Source organism: Emticicia fontis, assembly GCF_054779675.1.
Map to the genome: position 1 here is coordinate 16,858 of NZ_BAAGXU010000016.1, position 21,888 is coordinate 38,745.

19 protein-coding genes are annotated in these 21,888 nt (G+C 38.8%); 13 read left to right on the top strand and 6 right to left on the bottom strand.

All coding sequences use genetic code 11. From position 1 onward, the window contains the following. Window positions 1–62: 62 nt before the first annotated feature. The 3 genes from ACYVFA_RS09280 to ACYVFA_RS09290 form a co-directional block, all read right to left on the bottom strand. Window positions 63–968, bottom strand: a complete 906-nt coding sequence (locus ACYVFA_RS09280; RefSeq protein ID WP_460471543.1) for a sugar phosphate isomerase/epimerase family protein — start codon at window positions 966–968, stop codon at window positions 63–65. A 104-nt stretch (window positions 969–1,072) separates the two neighbouring features. Further along, the gene (locus tag ACYVFA_RS09285) at window positions 1,073–1,390 is read right to left on the bottom strand and encodes a low molecular weight protein tyrosine phosphatase family protein (protein WP_460471544.1); all 318 of its coding nucleotides are present in this window, start codon (window positions 1,388–1,390) and stop codon (window positions 1,073–1,075) included. A 54-nt stretch (window positions 1,391–1,444) separates the two neighbouring features. Next, the gene (locus ACYVFA_RS09290) at window positions 1,445–1,750 is read right to left on the bottom strand and encodes a hypothetical protein (RefSeq protein ID WP_460471545.1); all 306 of its coding nucleotides are present in this window, start codon (window positions 1,748–1,750) and stop codon (window positions 1,445–1,447) included. 244 nt (window positions 1,751–1,994) lie between these two features. Between ACYVFA_RS09290 and ACYVFA_RS09295 the strand changes: the two genes are divergently transcribed. The 12 genes from ACYVFA_RS09295 (at window position 1,995) to ACYVFA_RS09350 (ending at window position 19,001) form a co-directional block, all read left to right on the top strand. After that, on the top strand, window positions 1,995–2,744 hold the full coding sequence (locus tag ACYVFA_RS09295) for a helix-turn-helix domain-containing protein (RefSeq protein ID WP_460471546.1): 750 nt from the start codon (window positions 1,995–1,997) through the stop codon (window positions 2,742–2,744). A gap of 25 nt (window positions 2,745–2,769) precedes the next feature. Continuing rightward, a complete protein-coding gene (locus ACYVFA_RS09300) occupies window positions 2,770–3,927 on the top strand; it encodes an FAD-dependent oxidoreductase (protein WP_460471547.1) in 1,158 nt (385 codons plus the stop codon). A gap of 680 nt (window positions 3,928–4,607) precedes the next feature. Next, on the top strand, window positions 4,608–6,251 hold the full coding sequence (locus ACYVFA_RS09305) for a TldD/PmbA family protein (RefSeq protein ID WP_460471548.1): 1,644 nt from the start codon (window positions 4,608–4,610) through the stop codon (window positions 6,249–6,251). Window positions 6,252–6,418: 167 nt separating this feature from the next. Then, entirely contained in the window at window positions 6,419–7,735 is a 1,317-nt protein-coding gene (locus ACYVFA_RS09310; RefSeq protein WP_460471549.1) for a TldD/PmbA family protein, read from the top strand. Window positions 7,736–8,074: 339 nt separating this feature from the next. Next, complete coding sequence (locus ACYVFA_RS09315) at window positions 8,075–9,715, top strand: TldD/PmbA family protein (protein WP_460471550.1); 1,641 nt, start codon at window positions 8,075–8,077, stop codon at window positions 9,713–9,715. A gap of 167 nt (window positions 9,716–9,882) precedes the next feature. Next, window positions 9,883–11,220, top strand: a complete 1,338-nt coding sequence (locus tag ACYVFA_RS09320; RefSeq protein WP_460471551.1) for a TldD/PmbA family protein — start codon at window positions 9,883–9,885, stop codon at window positions 11,218–11,220. 168 nt (window positions 11,221–11,388) lie between these two features. Then, window positions 11,389–12,003: a DUF4159 domain-containing protein gene (locus ACYVFA_RS09325; protein ID WP_460471552.1), complete on the top strand. Its 615-nt coding sequence runs from the start codon at window positions 11,389–11,391 to the stop codon at window positions 12,001–12,003. Window positions 12,004–12,006: 3 nt separating this feature from the next. Beyond that, the gene (locus tag ACYVFA_RS09330; protein WP_460471553.1) at window positions 12,007–12,984 is read left to right on the top strand and encodes an AAA family ATPase; all 978 of its coding nucleotides are present in this window, start codon (window positions 12,007–12,009) and stop codon (window positions 12,982–12,984) included. A 4-nt stretch (window positions 12,985–12,988) separates the two neighbouring features. After that, window positions 12,989–13,849: a DUF58 domain-containing protein gene (locus ACYVFA_RS09335; protein WP_460471554.1), complete on the top strand. Its 861-nt coding sequence runs from the start codon at window positions 12,989–12,991 to the stop codon at window positions 13,847–13,849. 2 nt (window positions 13,850–13,851) lie between these two features. Then, window positions 13,852–15,078, top strand: coding sequence for a BatA domain-containing protein (locus ACYVFA_RS09340; protein WP_460471555.1), 1,227 nt, complete (start codon window positions 13,852–13,854; stop codon window positions 15,076–15,078). Beyond that, entirely contained in the window at window positions 15,075–17,294 is a 2,220-nt protein-coding gene (locus ACYVFA_RS09345; RefSeq protein ID WP_460471556.1) for a hypothetical protein, read from the top strand. Before ACYVFA_RS09340 ends, ACYVFA_RS09345 begins: the two co-directional genes overlap by 4 nt. 33 nt (window positions 17,295–17,327) lie before the next feature. Beyond that, complete coding sequence (locus ACYVFA_RS09350) at window positions 17,328–19,001, top strand: hypothetical protein (RefSeq protein ID WP_460471557.1); 1,674 nt, start codon at window positions 17,328–17,330, stop codon at window positions 18,999–19,001. A 9-nt stretch (window positions 19,002–19,010) separates the two neighbouring features. On the opposite strand, the gene ACYVFA_RS09355 is transcribed toward ACYVFA_RS09350, so the two are convergent. Together ACYVFA_RS09355 and ACYVFA_RS09360 are read right to left on the bottom strand one after the other, a co-directional pair. Then, window positions 19,011–19,463, bottom strand: a complete 453-nt coding sequence (locus ACYVFA_RS09355) for a hypothetical protein (RefSeq protein ID WP_460471558.1) — start codon at window positions 19,461–19,463, stop codon at window positions 19,011–19,013. 2 nt (window positions 19,464–19,465) lie between these two features. Then, window positions 19,466–19,825, bottom strand: coding sequence for a hypothetical protein (locus tag ACYVFA_RS09360; protein WP_460471559.1), 360 nt, complete (start codon window positions 19,823–19,825; stop codon window positions 19,466–19,468). A 134-nt stretch (window positions 19,826–19,959) separates the two neighbouring features. Between ACYVFA_RS09360 and ACYVFA_RS09365 the strand changes: the two genes are divergently transcribed. Further along, complete coding sequence (locus ACYVFA_RS09365; RefSeq protein WP_460471560.1) at window positions 19,960–20,427, top strand: DUF3299 domain-containing protein; 468 nt, start codon at window positions 19,960–19,962, stop codon at window positions 20,425–20,427. Window positions 20,428–20,484: 57 nt separating this feature from the next. On the opposite strand, the gene ACYVFA_RS09370 is transcribed toward ACYVFA_RS09365, so the two are convergent. Then, window positions 20,485–21,732: a DEAD/DEAH box helicase gene (locus ACYVFA_RS09370; RefSeq protein WP_460471561.1), complete on the bottom strand. Its 1,248-nt coding sequence runs from the start codon at window positions 21,730–21,732 to the stop codon at window positions 20,485–20,487. Between the last annotated feature and the right edge of the window lie 156 nt (window positions 21,733–21,888).

Consider the following 21,888-nt stretch of genomic DNA (forward strand, 5'->3'; position numbering starts at 1 on the left):
TAGCTATCTTTTCCCCTATGCCCCATGCTCTCTGCCCTTAGCAAAGTCACTCAATCACTCAATTATTTATATCCCCACTTATGCAAAATCTCTAAGTCTTCTTTGATAGTATCTATCGGAGCTTTGCCCTGATACGACTCCTGCTCAACGATAAAATGTACAGTACCACCTGATTTTCTACCCATATCAATTACGTCTTTCGTATTGATAAGGCCAGTACCTAAGATTGTACTTTCGTATTTTTCGTTGGCACCTGCTACAGCAATCTCATCTTTTACGTGCATTGACTCGAAACGACCCGGGAATCGTTTCAACAAATCGGCTGCTCTACCGCCACCGCCATACATATTACCAATATCCAATTGCTGAATCACCAGTTTAGGGTCTGTATTATTTAAAATAAGGTCATATACCGGTATTGCATTTAATTTCAGACTAAATTCGAAATCGTGGTTGTGATAGCCATACTTCATCCCTGATTTCTGACATAATTCACCCGATTTATTAAATACATCCATAAAACGTTTCAAACTATCCATGTCTTTACGAAGACTCACATCTAGCCATGGGCTGATCACATATTTTTGTCCGCAAATAGCCGCATCTTCTACGGTTTTCTTCCAAAGGTCTGTAAAATCATTTTTTGCCTCATCCCAATGTTGTTTGCCCATCACGGTGTGTCCGCTTGGCATTTTCAGTCCTAAATCATCAAGAATTTTTCTAAACTCAGTCGGTGTATATCCGTAGAATTTGCCATTGACATAGTTAGCGTGTTCTACATTTTTATAACCCATTTCGGCTACTTTTTTCAAAGTCCCCATTGGGTCTTTTTTCATGTCATCACGCACTGAGTAGAGCTGTACGCCCACCATTTCCCCTTTCTTTTTTGCTGCAAATAGTTCGTGAGATAAAGCTGTAGAGGCTGCAAGAGCCATGGCTCCTTTTTGCAAGAAGTCTCGTCTTTTCATAGTAATACTGATAGGTTTTTTGATAGAATACGGTAATGTCCGCTTGGTTGAATTCTTAAATTTACTAATTGTCAATTGATAAATAAATAAAACAGTATTTTTTTTTAAAGATAAGGTGAAACCGAAGTTTCCAGCGACAATATGAGTTCTTCGTCCATAAATTGATATTCATCCGGAATATCCAATACGATAATTTCTTTCTCATTAACGAGGTCGGGGAATTTTTGTTGAATGCGTTGCTTATGTTTTTTCTCCATCACAAAAACTATATCAGCCCATTGTAATAGTTTTTCAGTCAGCTTAATTCGCGCACTTGGCTCTGTACCCGCTGATTTTGTCTGATGAGATTCATGATTTTTAAAAATTTCTTCGGCAGTTGGGCTACGCCACTGGTTTCGGCTACATACAAAAAGTAAATTCATTAATCTTGGAATAATTCTTTAGCAAAAACTTGTTTGATACTATTGTTGTGAAAATCATCGACTCTTGAGAATCCATCTGTCCGTCTCTATTTTCTTAGTCATTAGTCTGGTAATCTTTAAGCAATTGCTATCCCGATTCAAAAAGGTATACACCGTAGCGTCTACCTTTTCCGCTACTTTTTGGGTGGCTTGTACCTGGACACCATTGTTATCCTCGTTCAAAAAGGTTCCCACCATATATTTAACCTTTCCTGACTCCATTTTATCAGTTATACCTCTGAAATCTGCATTAACTTCCTCTTTATTTTTCTCCATGTCAACTTTTTTAGGTAAGTGGTCATCCCTGATTGGGCGTACCAAATGGACGTCACCTAAATTTCCGACTTAAGCTTGTATTTTCAAAGTATCTGGTGAGTTTTTTGGTAAAATCAGACTGTTGTGTTATTCTCTACGCAGAGGAAGGCTTTTAGTACCTCTCCTTTTTAGGAGATAGACGGTCAAAATTTAATAATGAGTTGAGCTCAAAAATGAAGTTTTATTATTATTCGACTAAATCTATAGCAATAATCACGATATTTCCACAAAAATAGCTTCAAATCCAGACATGACACTCCTGACAAAATACCTTAAACCTGATGCCGCCATTGCTGACTTTGTAGAGAGTTTCTGGTTGCTGCATAATCAATCGGAGCAAGAGAAAGAAGTGGTAATTGTACCTGATGGCCGCATTGATTTGTTCTTGTCAAAATCAGCCACAGAACCTTTTCATATTACGCTTTTAGGGCTTGAAACCGAACCAACCCAAGCCACTATTGCTCCCGAATCTTTGACTTTTGCTATCAGTTTCAGACCATTGGCTACCGAATATGTATTAAATAGAACAATAGCCGATTTATTAGATAATACTCTAAGTTTACCTACTGATTTCTGGGATTTCAATGAGGATGATTTGGCAGATTTTGAACACTTCTGTCAGAAAGCGACCTACCGGATACAAGCCCATTTGAAAGAAAAGATTGATGAACGCAAACGAAAGCTTTTCAGATTGATTTATGAATCAAATGGCGCCATGTCTGTAAAAGAGCTTTCAGCTAATGTTTATTGGACAAGCAGACAGATAAACCGCTATTTTACTCAACAATATGGGCTTTCATTAAAGGCTTATTGCAACATTCTGCGTTTCAGAGCATCGTTTAAACAGATTAAAGAGGGCAAGCTATTTCCCGAACAGAACTTTGCTGACCAATCGCACTTTATCAGAGAAATTAAAAAACTTTCCGGTGTGGCACCTAAAGAGTTTCTGCGCAATAAAAACGACCGATTTATCCAATTATCGACGCTGCCTGAATCCTAATTTTGTATCATAAATCAATGATGATATGATAATACAAGACAAAAAAATAGCGATTGTAGGCGGTGGCCCGGGAGGGCTGACCTTAGCAAAATTACTTGCACTGAAAGGGGCTACTATAAAAGTATACGAACGTGATGCCAATAAAGAAGTAAGAGTACAAGGCGCCACCTTAGATCTACACGAAGAATCAGGCTTAGAAGCAGTCCGCAGAGCCGGATTAATAGACGCCTTTTATTCCAATTATAGACCCAATGCGGGCAGATTAAGAATTGTAGACAAAGAAGGGAATATACAAATGGATGATCACACGGACGAAAACTATGGCGAAGACCGCCCCGAAATAGACCGTGGACCATTGCGCAAAATCCTTCTGGATTCGCTGGAAGAAGAGGTTATTGTATGGGATTCTCATTTTGTATCGATGGAGAAAGAAGGTGAAGGATGGCTTCTACATTTCAAAAATGGCACATCAGCCTATGCCGATATTGTGATTGGGGCTGATGGGGCTAATTCAAAAATCCGTCCTTATCTGACAGATATTAAGCCTGTTTATTCTGGCATTACAGTAGTAGAAGGTAATATATATCATGCGGCTACCAATGCACCAAAAATGCACAACTTAGTAAAAGGAGGTAAAGTTTTTGCTTTTGGCGATGAACAATCGTTGATTCTGAGTGCGAAAGGCGATGGTAGTTTATCGTTTTATACAGGTTGTAAAGTAGACGAGAATTGGATTACGGCAAGTGGGATTGATTTTACAGATAAAGCACAAGTCTTTGCATGGTTTAAAGAAGCATTTGGCTCCTGGGATAACCAATGGCAGGAATTATTTGCCAGCGATGAGCTTTGGTTTGTGCCGCGTCCACAATATCATTATCCTTTAGACCAACAATGGGAAGCCTTACCTAACCTGACCCTATTAGGAGATGCAGCCCACCGCATGCCGCCGTATGCCGGAGAAGGAGTAAACATGGCAATGCAGGATGCCTACGAATTAGCTGACTGTCTGACCAGTGATGATTTCACCTCTGTTCAGGAAGCGATAGCGGCTTATGAAAAACAAATGTTGAAACGCGCATCAGCCGTTACACAAGATACTTTAGATTCTACCCGAATGCTTCATTCTGATGATGCTATAGGTAAGATGTTGAGGATGTTTGAAGGGTTTGAAGAAATGGAGTAAAAGATATAATTTTATAGAGCCATAATGATCGTAGTTCTATAAAATTATTAAAGGATGCACCCATGTAGGAATTTTGGGAGCAAAAGACTTAAGCGTTCTAGTAATTGGCTCACGAGTAATTTTTGAGGTTATGTAAAAGGCAAGTGGAAATCCTAAATATATCGAATATTCAGACAAAGCTCATAATATATGGAATGAAGTAACTAATACGCCGGGATTGTTAGATTGGTTGTTTGCGCAGAAAAGGGCAGAAAGGTAAAATCATTATACCAAAAAATCCGGAGGTCATCGACTTCCGGATTTCTACATAAAAAACATCTATAAACAGTATCTCTACTGATTAAAACCTACCTGTATTTGGTTTTACATAGGCAAAGGTAAAACTTTCAATTCAAAAATGCAACAATGTTGCAAAATTAGTTAAATGCAATTCTGATAGTATCTATACGTCTCTCTAAGTCGCTGAAAACCCTCATTTGGTCGTAGTAAGGTGGTGGAATTTTATTTTTTGTTTATGTTTAAGAAAGAATTTTTAACATAAACTAAACTTATACCCTCTCCAAGAGCCTTCTATTCACCCATATTGGGGGAATTTTGTGGTAAAAATTGCGAAGTATAGAGTTTTTGTTCATTTTTACAAATAGTATTTCATCTTTCAAACTTCAATTACTCACCCAATTATGAAAAGACGGGATTTTATCCAATTGTCGGGTATGGGTCTGGGGGCTATGATGGGTTCAACCATACCTGTTTTAGGTAACATAGTTCCGGTTGAACACCTACTCGAACCCGGGGCTGACGCCGCTACGAAAAAGAAAATGGCCGATGTGGCACTCAACGCCGCTAAAGCCAAAGGAGCTACTTACACCGATGTACGTATCGGACGTTATCTGCAACAGTTCCTCTTCACCCGTGAAAACAAAGTTCAGAACATCGTAAACGCAGAGTCGTATGGTGTGGGTATCAGAGTAATCGCTAACGGTACATGGGGATTTGCCGCTACCAGCGATGTTAGCAATGCAGGCATTGCCAAAGCAGCCGAAACAGCCGTTGCCATTGCGAAAGCTAATGCGAAAATCCAGACAGAACCTGTGATACTGGCTCCTCAAAAAGGGGTTGGAGAAGTTGCCTGGAAAACGCCAATCAAAAAGAATGCTTTTGAGATTCCGGTACAGGAGAAAATCGACTTATTGATGAAAGTAAACAGCGAAGCCATGAAAAATGGTGCAGGCTTTGTTACTTCCAACCTGTTTTTTGTGAACGAACAAAAGTACTTTGCTTCTTCAGACGGTTCGTATATCGATCAGGACGTACACCGTATCTGGCCAACATTTACAGTTACTGCCGTTGACAGACAAGCCGGAAAATTCAAAACCCGTGATGCAATAAGCTCTCCAATGGGTATGGGTTATGAATATTTAGATGGATTAGCAAGTGAGAAAATACCGGGGCCAAATGGTTTGGTAGGCTATCGTAACTCTTACGATATGGTAGAAGATGCTATCAATGCTGCCAAACAAGCCAAAGAAAAAATGACAGCCAAGTCGGTGCAACCGGGTAAATACGATTTAGTGCTTGACCCTAACCACTTAGGATTAACCATCCATGAGTCGGTAGGTCACCCGACTGAATTAGACCGTGTATTAGGTTACGAGGCCAATTACGCCGGAACCAGCTTTGCGACTTTAGATAAATGGAAAACCAAGAGTTTTAATTACGGTAGCAAACAAGTAAATATTGTGGCCGATAAAACTCAACCTTATACTTTAGGAACAGTAGGATACGACGACGAAGGTGTACCTTGTAAAGAATGGGATTTGATTAAAGACGGTATCCTGGTAAACTATCAGGCTATCAGAGATCAGGTGAATATTCTGGGTGAAAAAGAATCTCATGGCTGTTGCTATGCCGATAACTGGAACTCTGTACAATTCCAACGTATGCCAAATGTGTCGCTTCGTCCGGGTACAGAAAAACTGAATGTGATGGATATGATTAAGGGTGTTGAGAAAGGTATCTACATCATAGGTCGTGGTTCGTATTCAATTGACCAGCAACGTTATAACTTCCAGTTTGGTGGACAGTTGTTCTACGAAATCAAAAATGGTGAAATAGCCGGAATGCTTGACGACGTGGCTTATCAATCAAATACACAAGAGTTCTGGAACTCATGTGCACAGATTTGTGACAAAGATGATTACCGTACCTTTGGTTCATTCTTCGATGGAAAAGGTCAGCCGTCGCAGGTAAGCGCGGTGTCGCATGGTAGTTCTACTACTCGTTTTAATGGTGTCAATGTCATTAATACAGGCAGAAAAATCTAATTTTTATTGGAGAATGGAAAACGGAGAAAGGAGAAAGTAGTTGTTAAAACCAAAACGGAAGTTACGGACAGTGTGTAGGAGAAAGCGAAGTTTGAATAAAGTTTCAATCCGTTGTCCGTGTTCCTTTTTCCATGTTCCATTAACCTTTAACCAATCTAATTCAAAAAATGGCAATATTAACAAAAGAAGAAGCTAAAAAGATAATCGACAAGGTTTTAGCCTACTCAAAAGCAGACGAAATGAGCGTAGGTCTTACGGGCCGTCGCACCGGAAATATTCGTTATGCCCGTAATACCGTTTCTACCAGTGGCGAATCAACCGATTTATCTTTGGCAGTAACAGCCGTTTACGGCAAACGCTCAGGTACATCAACTATCAACGAGTTTGATGATGCCTCTTTAGAAAAAACAGTTCGCAGGGCAGAAGAAATCGCCAGATTAGCTCCTGAAAATCCTGAGTATATGACTATGTTAGGCCCACAAACCTATCTGGAGTCAAATACTTTCGCTCAAAAAACTGCTGATATCAACCCTGATTACAGAGCCAAAGCAGCATTTGATAGTATCGATCCATGTTCTAAAAAGAATCTCGTGGCTGCGGGTTATCTGGAAGATACGACTGGCTTTTTTGCTATCGGTAACAGCAAAGGTTTGTTTGGTTATAATAAATCTACTTCGGTTGATTTCTCAATCACGGTTCGTACAGCTGATGGTCTGGGCTCAGGGTATGCCATCAAAGATTTCAACGATGTGTCGAAACTGAACACTAAATCAACTACTGAGGTAGCGATGCAAAAAGCGATGGCTTCGGTAAATGCACAGGCATTAGAGCCGGGTAAATATACGGTTATTTTAGAGCCTGCGGCATCTGTTGATTTATTACAAAACATGATGCGTAGCATTGATGCACGTAATGCAGATGAAGGCAGAAGTTTCTTAAGCAAAAAAGGGGGTGGCACGCGTTTAGGAGAAAAACTATTCGACGAAAGAGTAAATATTTACTCTGACCCTACCAATGCTGAAGTACCAAACGCAGGTTTTTCAGGCGATGGACGTCCACAAGAAAAAATCTCATGGATTGAGAATGGAGTGGTGAAAAACCTATCCTATTCAAGATTCTGGGCAGAGAAAAAAGGCGTAAAGGCTGTGCCACCGCCAAACGGATTCCTGATGCAGGGAGGTACGCAATCTTTAGCCGATTTGATTAAAGGTACCGAAAAAGGTATTCTGGTAACACGCTTCTGGTATATCCGTGCCGTTGACCCGCAAACCTTACTGTATACAGGTCTTACCCGTGACGGAACTTTCTATATCGAGAAAGGACAAATCAAATTCCCTGTAAAAAACTTCCGTTTCAACGAAAGTCCGGTTATCATGTTGAATAACCTTGAGGCTATGGGTGCTCCGGTACGCGTAGGCGGCAACATGATACCACCGATGAAAATCAGAGACTTTACGTTCTCATCGCTTTCGGATGCGGTTTAAGTTATATAGAAACCCCACGCCAGCGGGCGACCGTCCTAACCCTCCCCAACTGTGGGGAGGGAATTAAAAAATCCCTTTATATTCTAAATTATAAAAGAGAAAAAAGAAGGATATTAACAATAATAGACACATGGTTTTTAACCCCCTATTGTTGGGGAGGGTCGGGACGGTCGCCCGTTGGCGTGGGGTTTTAACATCATTTAACAGGCCTCTCAGCACATTTATTTGGCCTTTTATCAAAATCCCCCTTACTGGGTTAGTATTTAGTTCATTTTAATTCTTACTTTTATAGTTACACTAACTTAATATTTCAATCACAAAATAAAAACTGAAAAAGCTTTGAAAAGAAGAGACTTTATCCAATTATCTGGTATGGGATTTGGCGCAATGATGTTGCCCAATATTCCGATTGTAGGCAATTCGGTTTCACAAGAAGCCCTTTTAGATGGAGGCATTGATGTAGCATTGAAAAAGCGTTTAGCTGATGCTGCCCTGAATGCTGCCAAAGCCAAAGGTGCTACCTATACCGACATCCGTATCGGTCGATACCTGAATCAGTTTGTCGTAACACGTGAAGACAAAGTGCAGAATATCGTTAATACTGAGTCTTATGGTGTAGGTGTGCGTGTAATTGCCAACGGTTGCTGGGGATTTGCCGCTGTGGTAGATGCCAAAACAGAAGCCGATACAGCCAAAGCTGCTGAAGAAGCAGTAGCAATCGCAAAAGCCAACTCAAAACTCTTGAAAGAACCTGTACAACTGGCTCCACAAAAAGGTTTTGGTGAAGTAAGCTGGAAAGCTCCGATTAAAAAGAACGCCTTTGAAGTACCTATCAAAGAGAAAGTAGATTTATTATTAAGTGTTAATGATGCTGCGCTTAAAAATGGTGCAAACTATGTTAACTCGGTATTATTTATGGTGAATGAGCAAAAGTATTTTGCTTCAACTGATGGTTCATATATTGATCAGGATATTCACCGTATCTGGCCTATTGCAGCCGTAACTGCTATCGATCCTAAAACAGGTAAATTCGAAACCCGTCAGGCGTTGAGTGCACCAGTTGGTATGGGTTATGAATATCTTCAGGCTAATCCATCCGACAAAGTAACAGGTATCACTACCCGTTATAACAAAGGCTACGATATGCTGGAAGACGTGACTGCGGCAGCGCAACAAGCTAAAGCAAAGCTAACAGCGAAATCGGTAGAAGCAGGTAAATATGATTTAATATTAGACCCATCACACTTGTGGTTGACAATCCATGAGTCGGTAGGTCACCCTTTAGAACTTGACCGCGTATTGGGTTATGAGGCCAACTTTGCAGGAACCTCATTCGCTACATTAGATAAATGGCAAAGTAAAAACTTCAACTACGGTAGTAAACAAGTAAACCTATTTGCCGATAAAACACAGGTAGGTTCATTAGGCGCTGTAGGTTGGGACGACGAAGGTGTGCAAACCAAACGTTGGGACTTAGTGAAAGACGGAACGCTGGTAAATTATCAGGCTATCAGAGATCAGGCTCATATTATTGGTGAAAAAGAATCACACGGTTGTTGCTATGCAGATAGCTGGTCGTCGGTTCAATTCCAACGTATGGCCAATGTATCGTTAGCGCCAGGTAAAACCCCGCTTTCTGTTGAAGAAATGATTAAAGATGTAAAAAAAGGAGTATATATCATTGGTGATGGTTCGTTCTCAATTGACCAACAACGCTACAACTTCCAGTTTGGTGGACAATTGTTTTATGAAATCAAAGATGGTAAGATTGAAGGAATGTTAAAAGATGTGGCGTATCAATCGAACACACAAGAATTCTGGAATTCTTGTACACAGATATGCGACGAAAGAGACTACCGTTTAGGTGGTTCGTTCTTTGATGGCAAGGGTCAACCTTCGCAATCAAGTGCGGTATCTCATGGTAGTTCAACGGCTCGTTTTAATGGAGTAAATGTCATTAACACAGCACGTAAAATCTAATTTCTTTTGTTGGTGAAAGGAAAAAGGAGAACGGAGAAAGTAAACCAGAAAAAAGATAAGGAGAAGGTAAGACTTCAATTACAAATTGTATTCCTTGTTCCGTTGACCATTCTCCTTGTTCCAACAACCTTTAACCATGTTCCTTTTAACCTTTAATCTTAAAATCAATGGCTGTTATACTAACCGAAGCAGAAGCTAAAGCCTTGTTACAAAAGGTTTTGAAGTATTCTAAAGCAGATGAATGTGAAGTAAATCTGCTGGGTGAAACACGTGGTAATATCAGATACGCTCGTAATGAGGTATCTACCAGTGGTGCACTCACCAATGTAAATTTACAGGTACAATCAGCCTACGGCAAAAAAGTAGGGGTTGCTACTATTGACGAATTAGACGACGCGTCTATTGAAAAAGTAGTACGTCGTTCGGAAGAATTAGCACAATTAGCTCCTGAAAACCCTGAATATGTAGGAGTACTGGAGCCGCAACAATATGTAAAATCGAGTGGTTATTTTGATTCTACAGCCAATATCACTCCTGCCACCCGTGCAGATGCCGTAGAGAAAAGCCTTAAACTCACCAGAGATCAGAATCTGGTTGCTGCCGGTTTTTTAGAAGACCGTAAAGGCTTTAATGCCATGATGAACTCTAAGGGGTTGTTTGCCTATTATCTGGATTCTAATGTTAATTTCTCACTGACTGTCCGTACACCAGATGGTACAGGCTCAGGTTATGTAGCTAAAGGTTACAGCGATGTTAATAAATTAGATACAGCCGCTGCCACCAGAGTCGCTATTCAGAAATCAAAAGGTTCGGTAGGTGCTAAGGCTTTAGAGCCTGGTAAATATACGGTTATCTTAGAGCCAACTGCCGGAGTAGTATTGTTGGAAAACTTATACTTTGATATGGATGCCCGTAGTGCAGACGAGGGGCGTTCGTCAATGAGTAAACCTGGTGGCAAAACCAAATTAGGTGAAAAAATAGTAGATGAGCGAGTAACATTCTACTCAGACCCTCAACATCCTGAATTACCTGCTGCGGCATGGTCAGGCGATGGTCAGGCTCAGAAGAAATTATTCTGGGTTGAAAAAGGTGTAGTGAAAAACCTGGCTTACTCAAGATTCTGGGCTAAAGAAAAAGGTGTTAAGCCTGTACCTTTCCCGAATAATATGATTATGGAAGGTGGTACTGCAACCCTAGAGGATATGATTAAAAGTACTAAAAGAGGTATTTTAGTAACCAAATTATGGTATATCCGCTCAGTTGACCCTCAAACATTATTGCAAACGGGACTAACACGTGACGGAACTTTCTATATTGAAGACGGTAAGATAAAACACCCAATCAAGAATTTCCGTTTTAACGAAAGTCCGATTATCATGCTTAATAACCTTGAAACACTAGGTAAACCTGAGCGTGTAGTGAGCACAGAATCGAATCAGAATTATATAGTACCGCCAATGAAAATCAGAGAATTTACATTCTCTTCATTATCAGATGCGGTATAATTGAATTGATTGGAGAAAGGAACAAGGAGAACGGTTAAAGGAAAAGGGAAATGAATATTAAAATATTCTTCCTTTCTCCTTGTTCCCGCGCGGCGTCCGCATTCTCCTTTCTCCAAACCAAATTCTCCAAAACACCAAAGAAAATTGATTAATAATACTTCATCAAACTTGAAACCATTCGTTTTCACTCGGATTCAATATACTTCGGGGGATTGGGATACTGACCAGCGCATGCCCGTTAATATCCTGAATTCGCTGGTAGAATATACTACTATACCTATCGACGAAAAGGAAAAAGTGGTATTATTGAGTAGCAATGAGATATTCAAAAGTCCTTTTTGCTATTTGAGTGGTCATAAATTAGTCGAATTTTCAAGTCAGGAAAGAGACCATTTCAAGAAATATGTAGAAAACGGCGGCTTTGTCTTTGTTGATGATTGTAACCATGACGTTGACGGACTCTTTGCCAAATCTTTTGAACAGGAAATGGCTCGTACCTTTGGAGCAAAAGCACTACAAAAAATACCCAATACACATCCCATTTATCATTCTTTCTTCCATTTTGATGGCCCTCCTACCACCAGTTTCGAGCTGAACGGCTGGGGTGATGATCTTGTGCATGATTACCTGAAAGCCATTCAGATTAACGGAAGAATCGGGGTATTATACAGCAATAAAGATTATGGCTGCGAATGGGACTATGATTTCAGAAACAAACGGTGGTTAGCCGAAGACAATACCAAATTTGGTGTAAACATCATTAATTACGCATTAACAGTTTAAACATTGGAAACACAAGCACTAACTCACTATAAATCACTGGTAGCTAAATTACCACACTTAAAAAAAGAAATCGGTAAGGTCATTGTCGGTCAGCAAGAGGCTATCAATGAAATATTAATCAGTCTGTTGGCAGGTGGGCATTGTTTGCTGGAGGGTGTACCCGGACTGGCTAAAACCTTGATGGTAAAAACCATGTCAGAGGCCCTTGAAATGAAGTTTAAACGTGTGCAGTTTACACCCGATTTAATGCCCGGTGATATTATCGGAACAGAGATTCTGGAAGAAGACCACGAAACAGGCAAGAAGTTTTTCAAGTTTAACCAGGGGCCAATCTTTGCTAATATTGTATTGGCCGATGAGATTAACCGTACTCCTCCTAAAACACAAGCCGCCTTACTAGAGGCCATGCAGGAATATAAGGTAACTTATGCAGGTACCAATTATGATTTGCCCCAACCCTTTTTGATTATTGCTACCCAAAACCCAATTGAGCAGGCAGGTACTTATCCACTACCAGAGGCACAGTTAGACCGTTTTTTATTGTATATCAAATTGGGGTATCCATCTGAACAAGAGGAGTTAAATGTATTGAAAAGTACTACAGGTATTAGCAAACAAACTTTGCAGACGGTATTAACCGATAAAGAAATTATTGATCTACAGAAAATAACACGCCAGGTTCATATCAGTGATGAGTTAATTTCGAGAGTGAATTCTTTGGTGAGAAATACCCGTCCGGCAAATAGTACCTCCGCATTCGTAAAACAATGGTGCAATTGGGGAGCAGGGCCTCGTGCAGGGCAGGCATTGATTCTTTGCTCAAAAGCCAGAGCCGTATTAAACGAACGTTTTTCGGTGATTCCTGAAGATATTGAGACATTAGCCTATCCGGTATTACGCCATAGAATAGCGTTGAATTTCCGTGCTGAAGCTGAAAATATTACGACGGATGATGTGATTGGGGAATTGTTGAAAAAATAATCTGATGCTCACTACCGAACTCATTAAATTAAATAATCTGCAACTGGCTGGGCGATTGGTTAGTGAAGAAGTCATGCTGGGAATTCATGGTAGTAAGCGTTCGGGTATTGGAGCAGAATTTGAGCAATACAGACACTACGAACCAGGCGACGACCCTAAAAGAATTGACTGGAAACTCTATGCCCGTACACAAAAACATCTGGTTCGGGAATCGTCTACCGAAAGTAATCTGCATATCCGTTTTGTATTAGACTTATCCGGCTCTATGAATTATCAGGAGAAAGGTGTAACTCGACTACAATACTGTAAAATCCTGTTGGCATCATTAGCTTATTTAGGATACCGTCAAAGCGACCAGATGAGTTTGTACACCTTACAAAATGGTGATTTACAAACTTTAGTACCGTCAGGAAAACAATCTTTTCAGCGGATATTATATTCATTGGAAAAAGCCGAAGCAGGTGGAGAATGGAAAAATAATAATCCCAAGTTTCCAGAGTTTCAGCAAAAGCAAAAAGAACTGATTGTATTAGCTTCTGATATCTTGCAGGCAGATGATGAGTGGTTAAAGCTAATCCAGAATATCGCCAATCCAAGACGGGATATTGTGATTTTTCAGGTATTAGGCGAAGATGAGGTTAATTTTGACTTGAAAGGTTTTTATCGATTTAAAGACCTTGAAACGCAAAAAGAAATAGAATTGCAGGCAGAAGCCATTAAAGATGAGTTTAAAGCAACGGCATTGGCTTATCTGAATAATCTGGAAGAGGCATTACGCATACCAAATGTAAATTTAATTAGGGTAACGCTCAATGAACCCATTGCAAGGGTGATTACAGAATCATTAAAGAAAAGGAAATTGTAAGTATGGAATTGTTAAATCCTTTGATGCTTTGGGGAGGTTTGGCTATTGCCGTACCGATTATCCTCCATTTCTGGCATCAGAAAAAAGGGAAAGTATTAGAATGGGCAGCTACACAATGGCTAATCGAAAAAAACTTGCAGCAGTCAAGGGGCATTCGGTTAGACAATATCCTGTTGCTATTACTTCGTTGCATACTTATTCTTTTACTTTGCTTCTTTTTAAGCAAGCCGCTCATCAATTGGGCAAATAATGAGAGTGCCAATAAAAAAATTCATTTAGTACAGCCGAATAGTCTGGTTGTCAATAATTTCAAGTTTGAAATAGAAGAAGCCCAGAAAAAAGGCGAAAAATTATACTGGATCCAAGCTAATCCAATACCCGTTGAAGACATCAACCAATTGCCCACAAGCAAAGATCTTAATCCGATTATTCTTCAATCCTGCCTGAATAAAATAGCACAGGTAACAGATAAAGAACATCTGGAATTATACTTTATCAATCAGCAGGGCTTAGCACAAATAGGTAATGTTTTTGTCCCGAATCCATTTAGTTTGCATACAATTGTCGATTCTTTGAATACAGTTCCAAAGCCTTATTTAGCTTTTGCCAATAACAACCAAAAACTATTCGTAAATGCTACCAATCAGCTTGTGGCGACTACTGAATTAGATAAAAACGGTAAATATACAGATAAACCTATTCTGAATAACACTATCAATGTGTTGGTACTAAATACTGATAAAACTGAAAAACAAACGATTAATGCTTCATTGAAGGCATTGGCAGAAGTATATCAGATGGATTTGGGCATTGACACAGAATTGACAGATAGCAAGAAATATGATTGGGTATTTAGTGACAGAGTTCCAGCTCAATCAAAAGCTTTTTCAGCATCAACTTTATTTATCTTATCAAATACGAACAACATCCCTAATAATAAATTAAGTTATCAGAATAACATCCTACAAATTCCTTCGGGTTTAAATCCTCAATCGTCGGAGCTTGTTTTTAATGGAGAATTACCTGAATGGTTTGGAGAAATATTAATCAGGTACTATCAATTAAAACCAGCTTCTTATGCCTTGAGTCAACAACAGTTGAATGGGTTATTTAAATACGCCAGGCATAATCAGGCACCGGAAGAAAGTGATTTTTCAAAAATATTACTCTTAATATTTATCGTTATTTTAGGTATCGAACGTACTATTGCCATTCGTAAAAACGCATGAATCAGGTTAAACATATCATATCCGGAGTTCGCTACCAGTTATATGCCACTGCCTTATTGACGTGCGCCCTGATAGCTCTTTCAGTCTTTTTATTGCTTTTAGCTTTTAGTCAATCATTGGTTTTGCCATTGGTGGGTGGTATAATTGCCTTTTGTATAAGTGCTTACTTCACCAGGCTTTTTCAGGATAAACAAAACGATGCTGTACAATTTATCCATCAGAATATAGACGATGCCGAATATAGCCTACAACTATTAAATGTATCTCAACCCAATATTGCAGAGCAATTGCAGTTGGAAAGGTTAGCCGATAAACTAAGCCATCAGAAGATGCCAACGGCTATCAATTCTAATATTTGGATTCCAATAGTAGCACTTCTGTTATCTTTGGGCATATACTATGGCTACCCATTTTTGCAAAGAAAACAATTATCAAAAACTGTCAGCAATACTGCCAATGCGAATCAGCCAGCAGAAAAAATTGCTACTGCTCCGGTTTTTATTACGGCTCAATTGATTATTACCTCTCCCGCTTACACTAAAATCCCGATTAAATCAACTACTGATCTGAATGCTTCTGCCATTAGCGGCTCAGTGTTGAAATGGCAACTGGAATTTAGCCATTCGCAAAATTTAACCGTGAAATTAAGCAATAACCGAGGTGATGAATTAGCATTCAAAAAAGCAGGTGAAATATTTGAGTATACTGATGTTCTGCAAGGCTCAGGCTTATATGCATTTAAAGCCTATTGGAAAGACTCTCTCATTTATCAATCAGATTATTATCGATTGGAAGCTATTCCTGATTTAGCACCTAAAATAGACCCGGCTTCAAAAGAACTCTATAAATTTCATTACCTGAAAGACCCTAAAACGGTACAGATTTCAGCCAGAATGTCTGATGATTTTTTAGTAACACAAGCTTTTATTGTGGCTACTGTTGCCAGAGGTTCGGGTGAGAATGTAAAGTTCAGAGAAATAAAACTACCCATCAATCAGGCGAATTTTAAAGAAGCGAATATTAATAAAAGTATAGACCTGAAAGCCTTGAATTTTGCGCCGGGAGATGAATTGTATTATTACTGGGCTGCCTTTGATAATAAACGCCCGGAACCCAACTATACCAAATCAGACACCTATTTTATTGTTTATAAGGATACTTCTAAAACCGAAGAAGCCGAAATGGCAACCATGGCTATGAATATTCTGCCTGAATATTTCAGAAGCCAAAGGCAGATTATTATAGATACCGAAAAACTGATTGCCAAGAGAAATAAGATTAATCAGAAAGATTTTAATAGTACTTCGAACGAAATAGGTTTCGACCAGAAGGCTTTGCGCTTGCGCTATGGTCAATACCTAGGAGAAGAGTTTGAAAACTCTATTGGCGGTGGTAGTGCGCTTCCTGAGGGGGCAAGCACTGAAACGGCTGATTTATTAAAAGGTTTTTCTCACGCACACGATGAGGGCGAACATGACCACGAAGATGGTGAAAAACCACATAACGATGCCCACGACCACGGTGGCGGAGCAAAAGGAAATCAGGAAAATGAAGACCCACTGGCAGCTATTCTGAAAGATTATGTACATAACCATGATGACGGTGAAGTCAATACATTCTACGAACAATCGACCCGTAGTTTATTAAAAATGGCATTGGAACAAATGTGGCAGTCAGAATTGCATTTACGTTTATATGAGCCTGAAAAAGCCCTTCCTTTTGAGAAAAAAGCTTTAGAATTCTTGAAATCAGCCCAACAAAAAGCCAGAACATTTGTAAAGAAAACGAGTTTTGACCCACCCCCAATTAAAGAAAAAGAAAAACGTCTGACGGGAGAGTTGACGAAATTCAATGAGACTTTCAGCTACGAAAAGAACTTTTCTCAACAACAAATTGAACGCTTAGTAGCAGAAGTATTAGGCATTGTAGACACTAAAATAGAAGCCCAAAAACTAAATGGCCTACAAAAGCAAAAAGTTCTGACATTGGGAAGCTATTTAAGCACCAGAGTCATGAACAGTAAATTGTCTAACTGGTCAGTACTGGGCTTGCTACAAAAATTAATCAATGATAAGGATTTATCAGCTGATGAAAAAGCAGATTTAAAAACCAAATTGTACCAGTTAACGGGCACCAATCAACCCAAAGGCACGATGAACAAGTCGTACGTAGGAGAGAAAAAATTAGAAAAAGCCTTCTGGAAAAACATTCAATAATCAGGTTTGAAGAAAAACAGTTTCACCTAAACGATGACATTCTTGCTATTAATATTCTCAATTTTTCAATCAAACTGGATACTTTATGCTTGTTTAGGCATTGTTTTGCTTGTACAAGTTTGGCTCATACTGCAATCCAAATCACTAACTAAAAAACGTTTGTGGATACGCTTAGGCTTAAACCTATTTGTTTGGTTATTGGTCTTTCTTTTTATTCTTCAACCCGAATGGAAATATACCACTGATACTAATAAAGTCCTTCTGACGGATACCAATGTTCCCTCTGCCTATATTCAGAAAATTAAAGACAGCCTACATATTACGGAAAGTTTCAGTACCAGAGATTTCAATAGAATAACTGCTAAAAACCCGCATTTGATTGATCAATTAGGTAATATCTATTTATTAGGAGAAGATTTTAGCCCTCAAACGATCAGCCAGCTAAGCCAGAAAAAATTGAACTGGCTACCCTACTACGCAGATAATCAATTACAGAACTTACAGTGGAAAGCGATTGTCAGAAAAGGAGATATGCAGGAAGTAAGTGGAAAAATCGAAGTCGATAAAGCCACAACTCTGACCATTAGATATGCCAATCAGGTATTAGATAGTCTACCCTTGCAAAAAGGTTTTAATACTTTTCATCTGAGTTTTCCTTCTTTTACTATTGGCCAAACAGAAGCCTCTCTCGTATTGGATAATAATCATCTGCAAGACATTCATTTCTATAGCCAGACTCCACAGCCTTTTAATGTGTTGTTTATTCTAGAAAACCCTGATTTTGAGAGTAAAAACCTCTCTGAATGGCTAGGCAAAAACAATCATCGGGTAGAGATTATTACTACCATTGCCAAAGATGCACAAAGCAAGGTTTCAATTAATAAAGCGAAGCAATCCAAAGGCTTTACTCCTGATTTTGTCATAACCGACCCAAGTAATGCAAACAATGCTTTAGTAAAAAAAGCGGTGGCCGAGGGAAAAAGTATATTGTTTATCAATTGTATTGCTCCCGAACAGAATATTAAAACCATCAATCAGGCATTAGGAACTAACTGGCATATCAAGAAGACTTCTAACGAACAATTTGTTACCATTAACGAAAACCTTACTGCCCTACCTTATCATATTGAAGAAAATATCAATCAGAAATCCATAGGTACGTACCCCATTGCAGTTCAAAAGAAAGTAGGCAAAATAGGTTTAAGTTTGCTAAACGAAACTTTCCCACTCAAGTTGAGTGGCGATAGCTTGAATTATAATAAAATCTGGTCAGGTGTATTTCAACAATTAAATCCTGCTTTTACGGATAATATCAATATAGAGGCGCCTGTTTTTGTTGATGCTCAAACTCCGATAGTATTAAACAATCTTTCAGTAACCTCAGATAAACTCAGATTAGCGAATGATACTACCCGATTGATACAATCGGCGATTAATCCATTGACTTTCACGGCCACTTATATTTTCCGAAAAACAGGTTGGCAAACTTTCCAGGATTCTTTGCTGGTCTTTGTAGAAGACAAACCTAATGCGCTTCAACAAAGCAAACATATCCAAGAAAATCTATTAGCACATCAGACTTTTGAGGCCACTAGCAACCTCGCCTCTACTCAAACTTTAATAGCCACCCTCCCCGATTGGATTTGGTTCTTATTAATTGTATTAGGTTTAACTGCCCTTTGGCTAGAGCCAAAGTTAAATTTCTAAAGTAAGTGCTTATTTCAATATTTCTTTCGTTTGGGCTAACTTCTTGTTGAGTTCTATATCAATACGCTCAATATTAACCTTAATTTCCTTCTGAATCTCCAACATTTTATCGGCAGGCAATTCAGGGGCAGGTGTATGCTCGTGGTGATTATGCGCATGCTTACCTTCATGGGTATGTTCAAAACCCGGTACAACAAAGAGATCTTTTTCCCAATCTTCAAAATCAGTTTTTAGATTAACTAATTCGCTTGCCAGAGAATCAGCTTTAGCCATTTTCTTTAGCTGTAATAGATTTTTCAGGCTATCTATTTTTTCTATTTCAGGCTCTACCCTGCTCTGTATAGCTTCAGCTTCCAAGTGTATGCGGTTAGCTTCTATTAATACAGAATTGTCTTTAGGCGATTTAGATGAACATGAAATAAAGACAAAACTTGTAAGTAATATTGATATTTTCTTAGTCATATTTATTTGGTTTTATGTTTGAAAAAGCGCTTCATCTGAGCCTCTTTAAGTCTGGTTTCCTCAGATTTAAACCAATGCATAGGTGGATAAAAAAACAAGAGAATGGAGGCAAGTGAAATAAACCAGAAAATAATACGCTGATTTTTAATAGCCTTTGAAATAATCCTGGCAGGCTTATACAATCGATAAAAAGTAAAGCCAAAAACGATAAGTTGTAATCCTAAAATCACAGGCATAAAAGGATGTAAAGTGCTAAAAACACTTAAACCTCCGCTTATACTCAATAAAACGGGCAAACCGCAACAGAACAAATGGATTACAGAAGACGTAATAAACTGGAATCCTAACAATACTTTAGTCATAATAAAATGATTTTACAATGAGCCCATATTCATAAAGGCTTTTATAAAATTTATAAATTAAATTTATGCAACAATGATGCAAAAATAAAATTCATTAATTAATTTTGCAACATTGTTGCATAAATTTAATTACTATGAAGCTTCTCCTTAATTCTCAGTTTTCCAGAATCAGTCTTTTACTGATTTGCAGCTTGCTATCTTTTTCATGGCAAATAAGTCCTCAAAAAATAACATGGAAAGATTTACAAGACGTTAGATTTAAGAAAAGATTCAATAAGCAGGAAGGTATGTTTTTCCTATATCCTTCCTTTGGAGAGAAAGTAAAAGCATTAGAAGGAAAAGAATTGGAAATCAGGGGTTATATCATTCCTGTTAATCCTACCGAAAACGTATATGTTTTATCAGCAAATCCGATGGCAGCTTGCTTTTTTTGCGGAGGGTCTGGGCCAGAGTCAATTATTCAGCTCAAATTAAAAAGGGCTAAAAGATTTGCTACTGACGAGATATGGGTAGTACGTGGGACACTCAAGCTTAATGCAGATAATATAGAAGAACTCAATTATATTCTGCAAGACACTGAGCCTATCAGAAAATTTAACTAAGTAGTACAAAACACCCTTATATAATTACATAAGGGTTACTAAGATATAAAATTTCATTTAATTGCCCGAAGGTTTCTTAGCCGGGCGAAAGAATCTTTTTTTCGATTTAGGTTTATCACCTGATGATTTTTTAAAACTGTTTTTAGGACCCGCTGCTTTATACTCAGGGGCTGGTCCTAATCCTATACTCTCAGTAATATTCTGTTTCTCAACCTCTCGTTCCAGCAGTTTTTCTATATTTCTGATGCGATACTGGTCTTTTTCATTGATAAATGTAATAGCTGTACCAGTAGTTTCTGCCCTTGCAGTTCGCCCAATGCGGTGAATATAATCTTCTGCATCGCGCGGAACATCAAAATTGATTACATGACTCAGGTTATTAATATCAATTCCACGCGAAAGCACGTCTGTTGCTACCAGAATTTTATATTGCTTATTTTTAAAATCGCGCAATACTGTCTCACGTTCTTGCTGTGAACTATCTGAAGAAATTCCTCTGGCATCCAGCTTTAATTTTATTAATGCTTTGATAATTTTATCAATCATTACTTTCTGTGAAGAAAATATAATGACCGATTGTATCTCAGAATCTTTGAGCAAATGTGCCAGCAATGGAATTTTCTGTGTATCGTTGGCCAGATAAAACTGTTGATCTATCCCTTCGGCAGGTTTAGAAGTAGCTAATCGTACTTCTTCGGGATTATTCAGGATTTTATTGGCAAAATCTCGTATTTTCTTAGGCATCGTTGCCGAAAACATCAGGTTCTGACGTTCGACAGGCAGGTGCTTGATTACATAAAGAATATCATCCGAAAAACCCATATCAAGCATCTTGTCAGCTTCATCCAATACAAGGCATTTGATATGGTCGAATTTAACCTCTCCCGATTTCATATGCGCCATCAGGCGTCCCGGAGTAGCAATAATTATATCTGCCCCATGTACCAACGCTTTCCGCTGTTGATCCCAGTCTTCACCCTTACCCCCCCCATAAATGGCAATACTGGTAGCGTTGATGAAATAACTGAATCCTTCAATCTGTTCATCAATCTGTTTGGCTAGCTCACGGGTTGGCACAAGCACCAAAGCAGAGGTCTGGTTACTTTTTAAACGGATTACCTGATCGAGTAAAGGAATCAAATAAGCAGCAGTTTTGCCAGTGCCCGTCTGAGCAGAAGCAATAAGATCTTTTCCAGCAAGAATGAGAGGAATGGTCAGCTCCTGTATAGGAGACATCTGAATGTAGTTCATGGCATCTACTCCCGATAGCAGGTTATCGTGTAGATTGAGTTCGTTAAATTGCAAGTATTAGTCAGGAATTTTAATTGGTAAAATGTAAATATAGTACATATAAACAAAGAATGCACAGAATAGTTGATGTTTTGACTATTCTATGCATTCTTTATCTGACTTACTAATTGTATAACAATACAATCAGGTTATTTATTAAAACCTTAACGA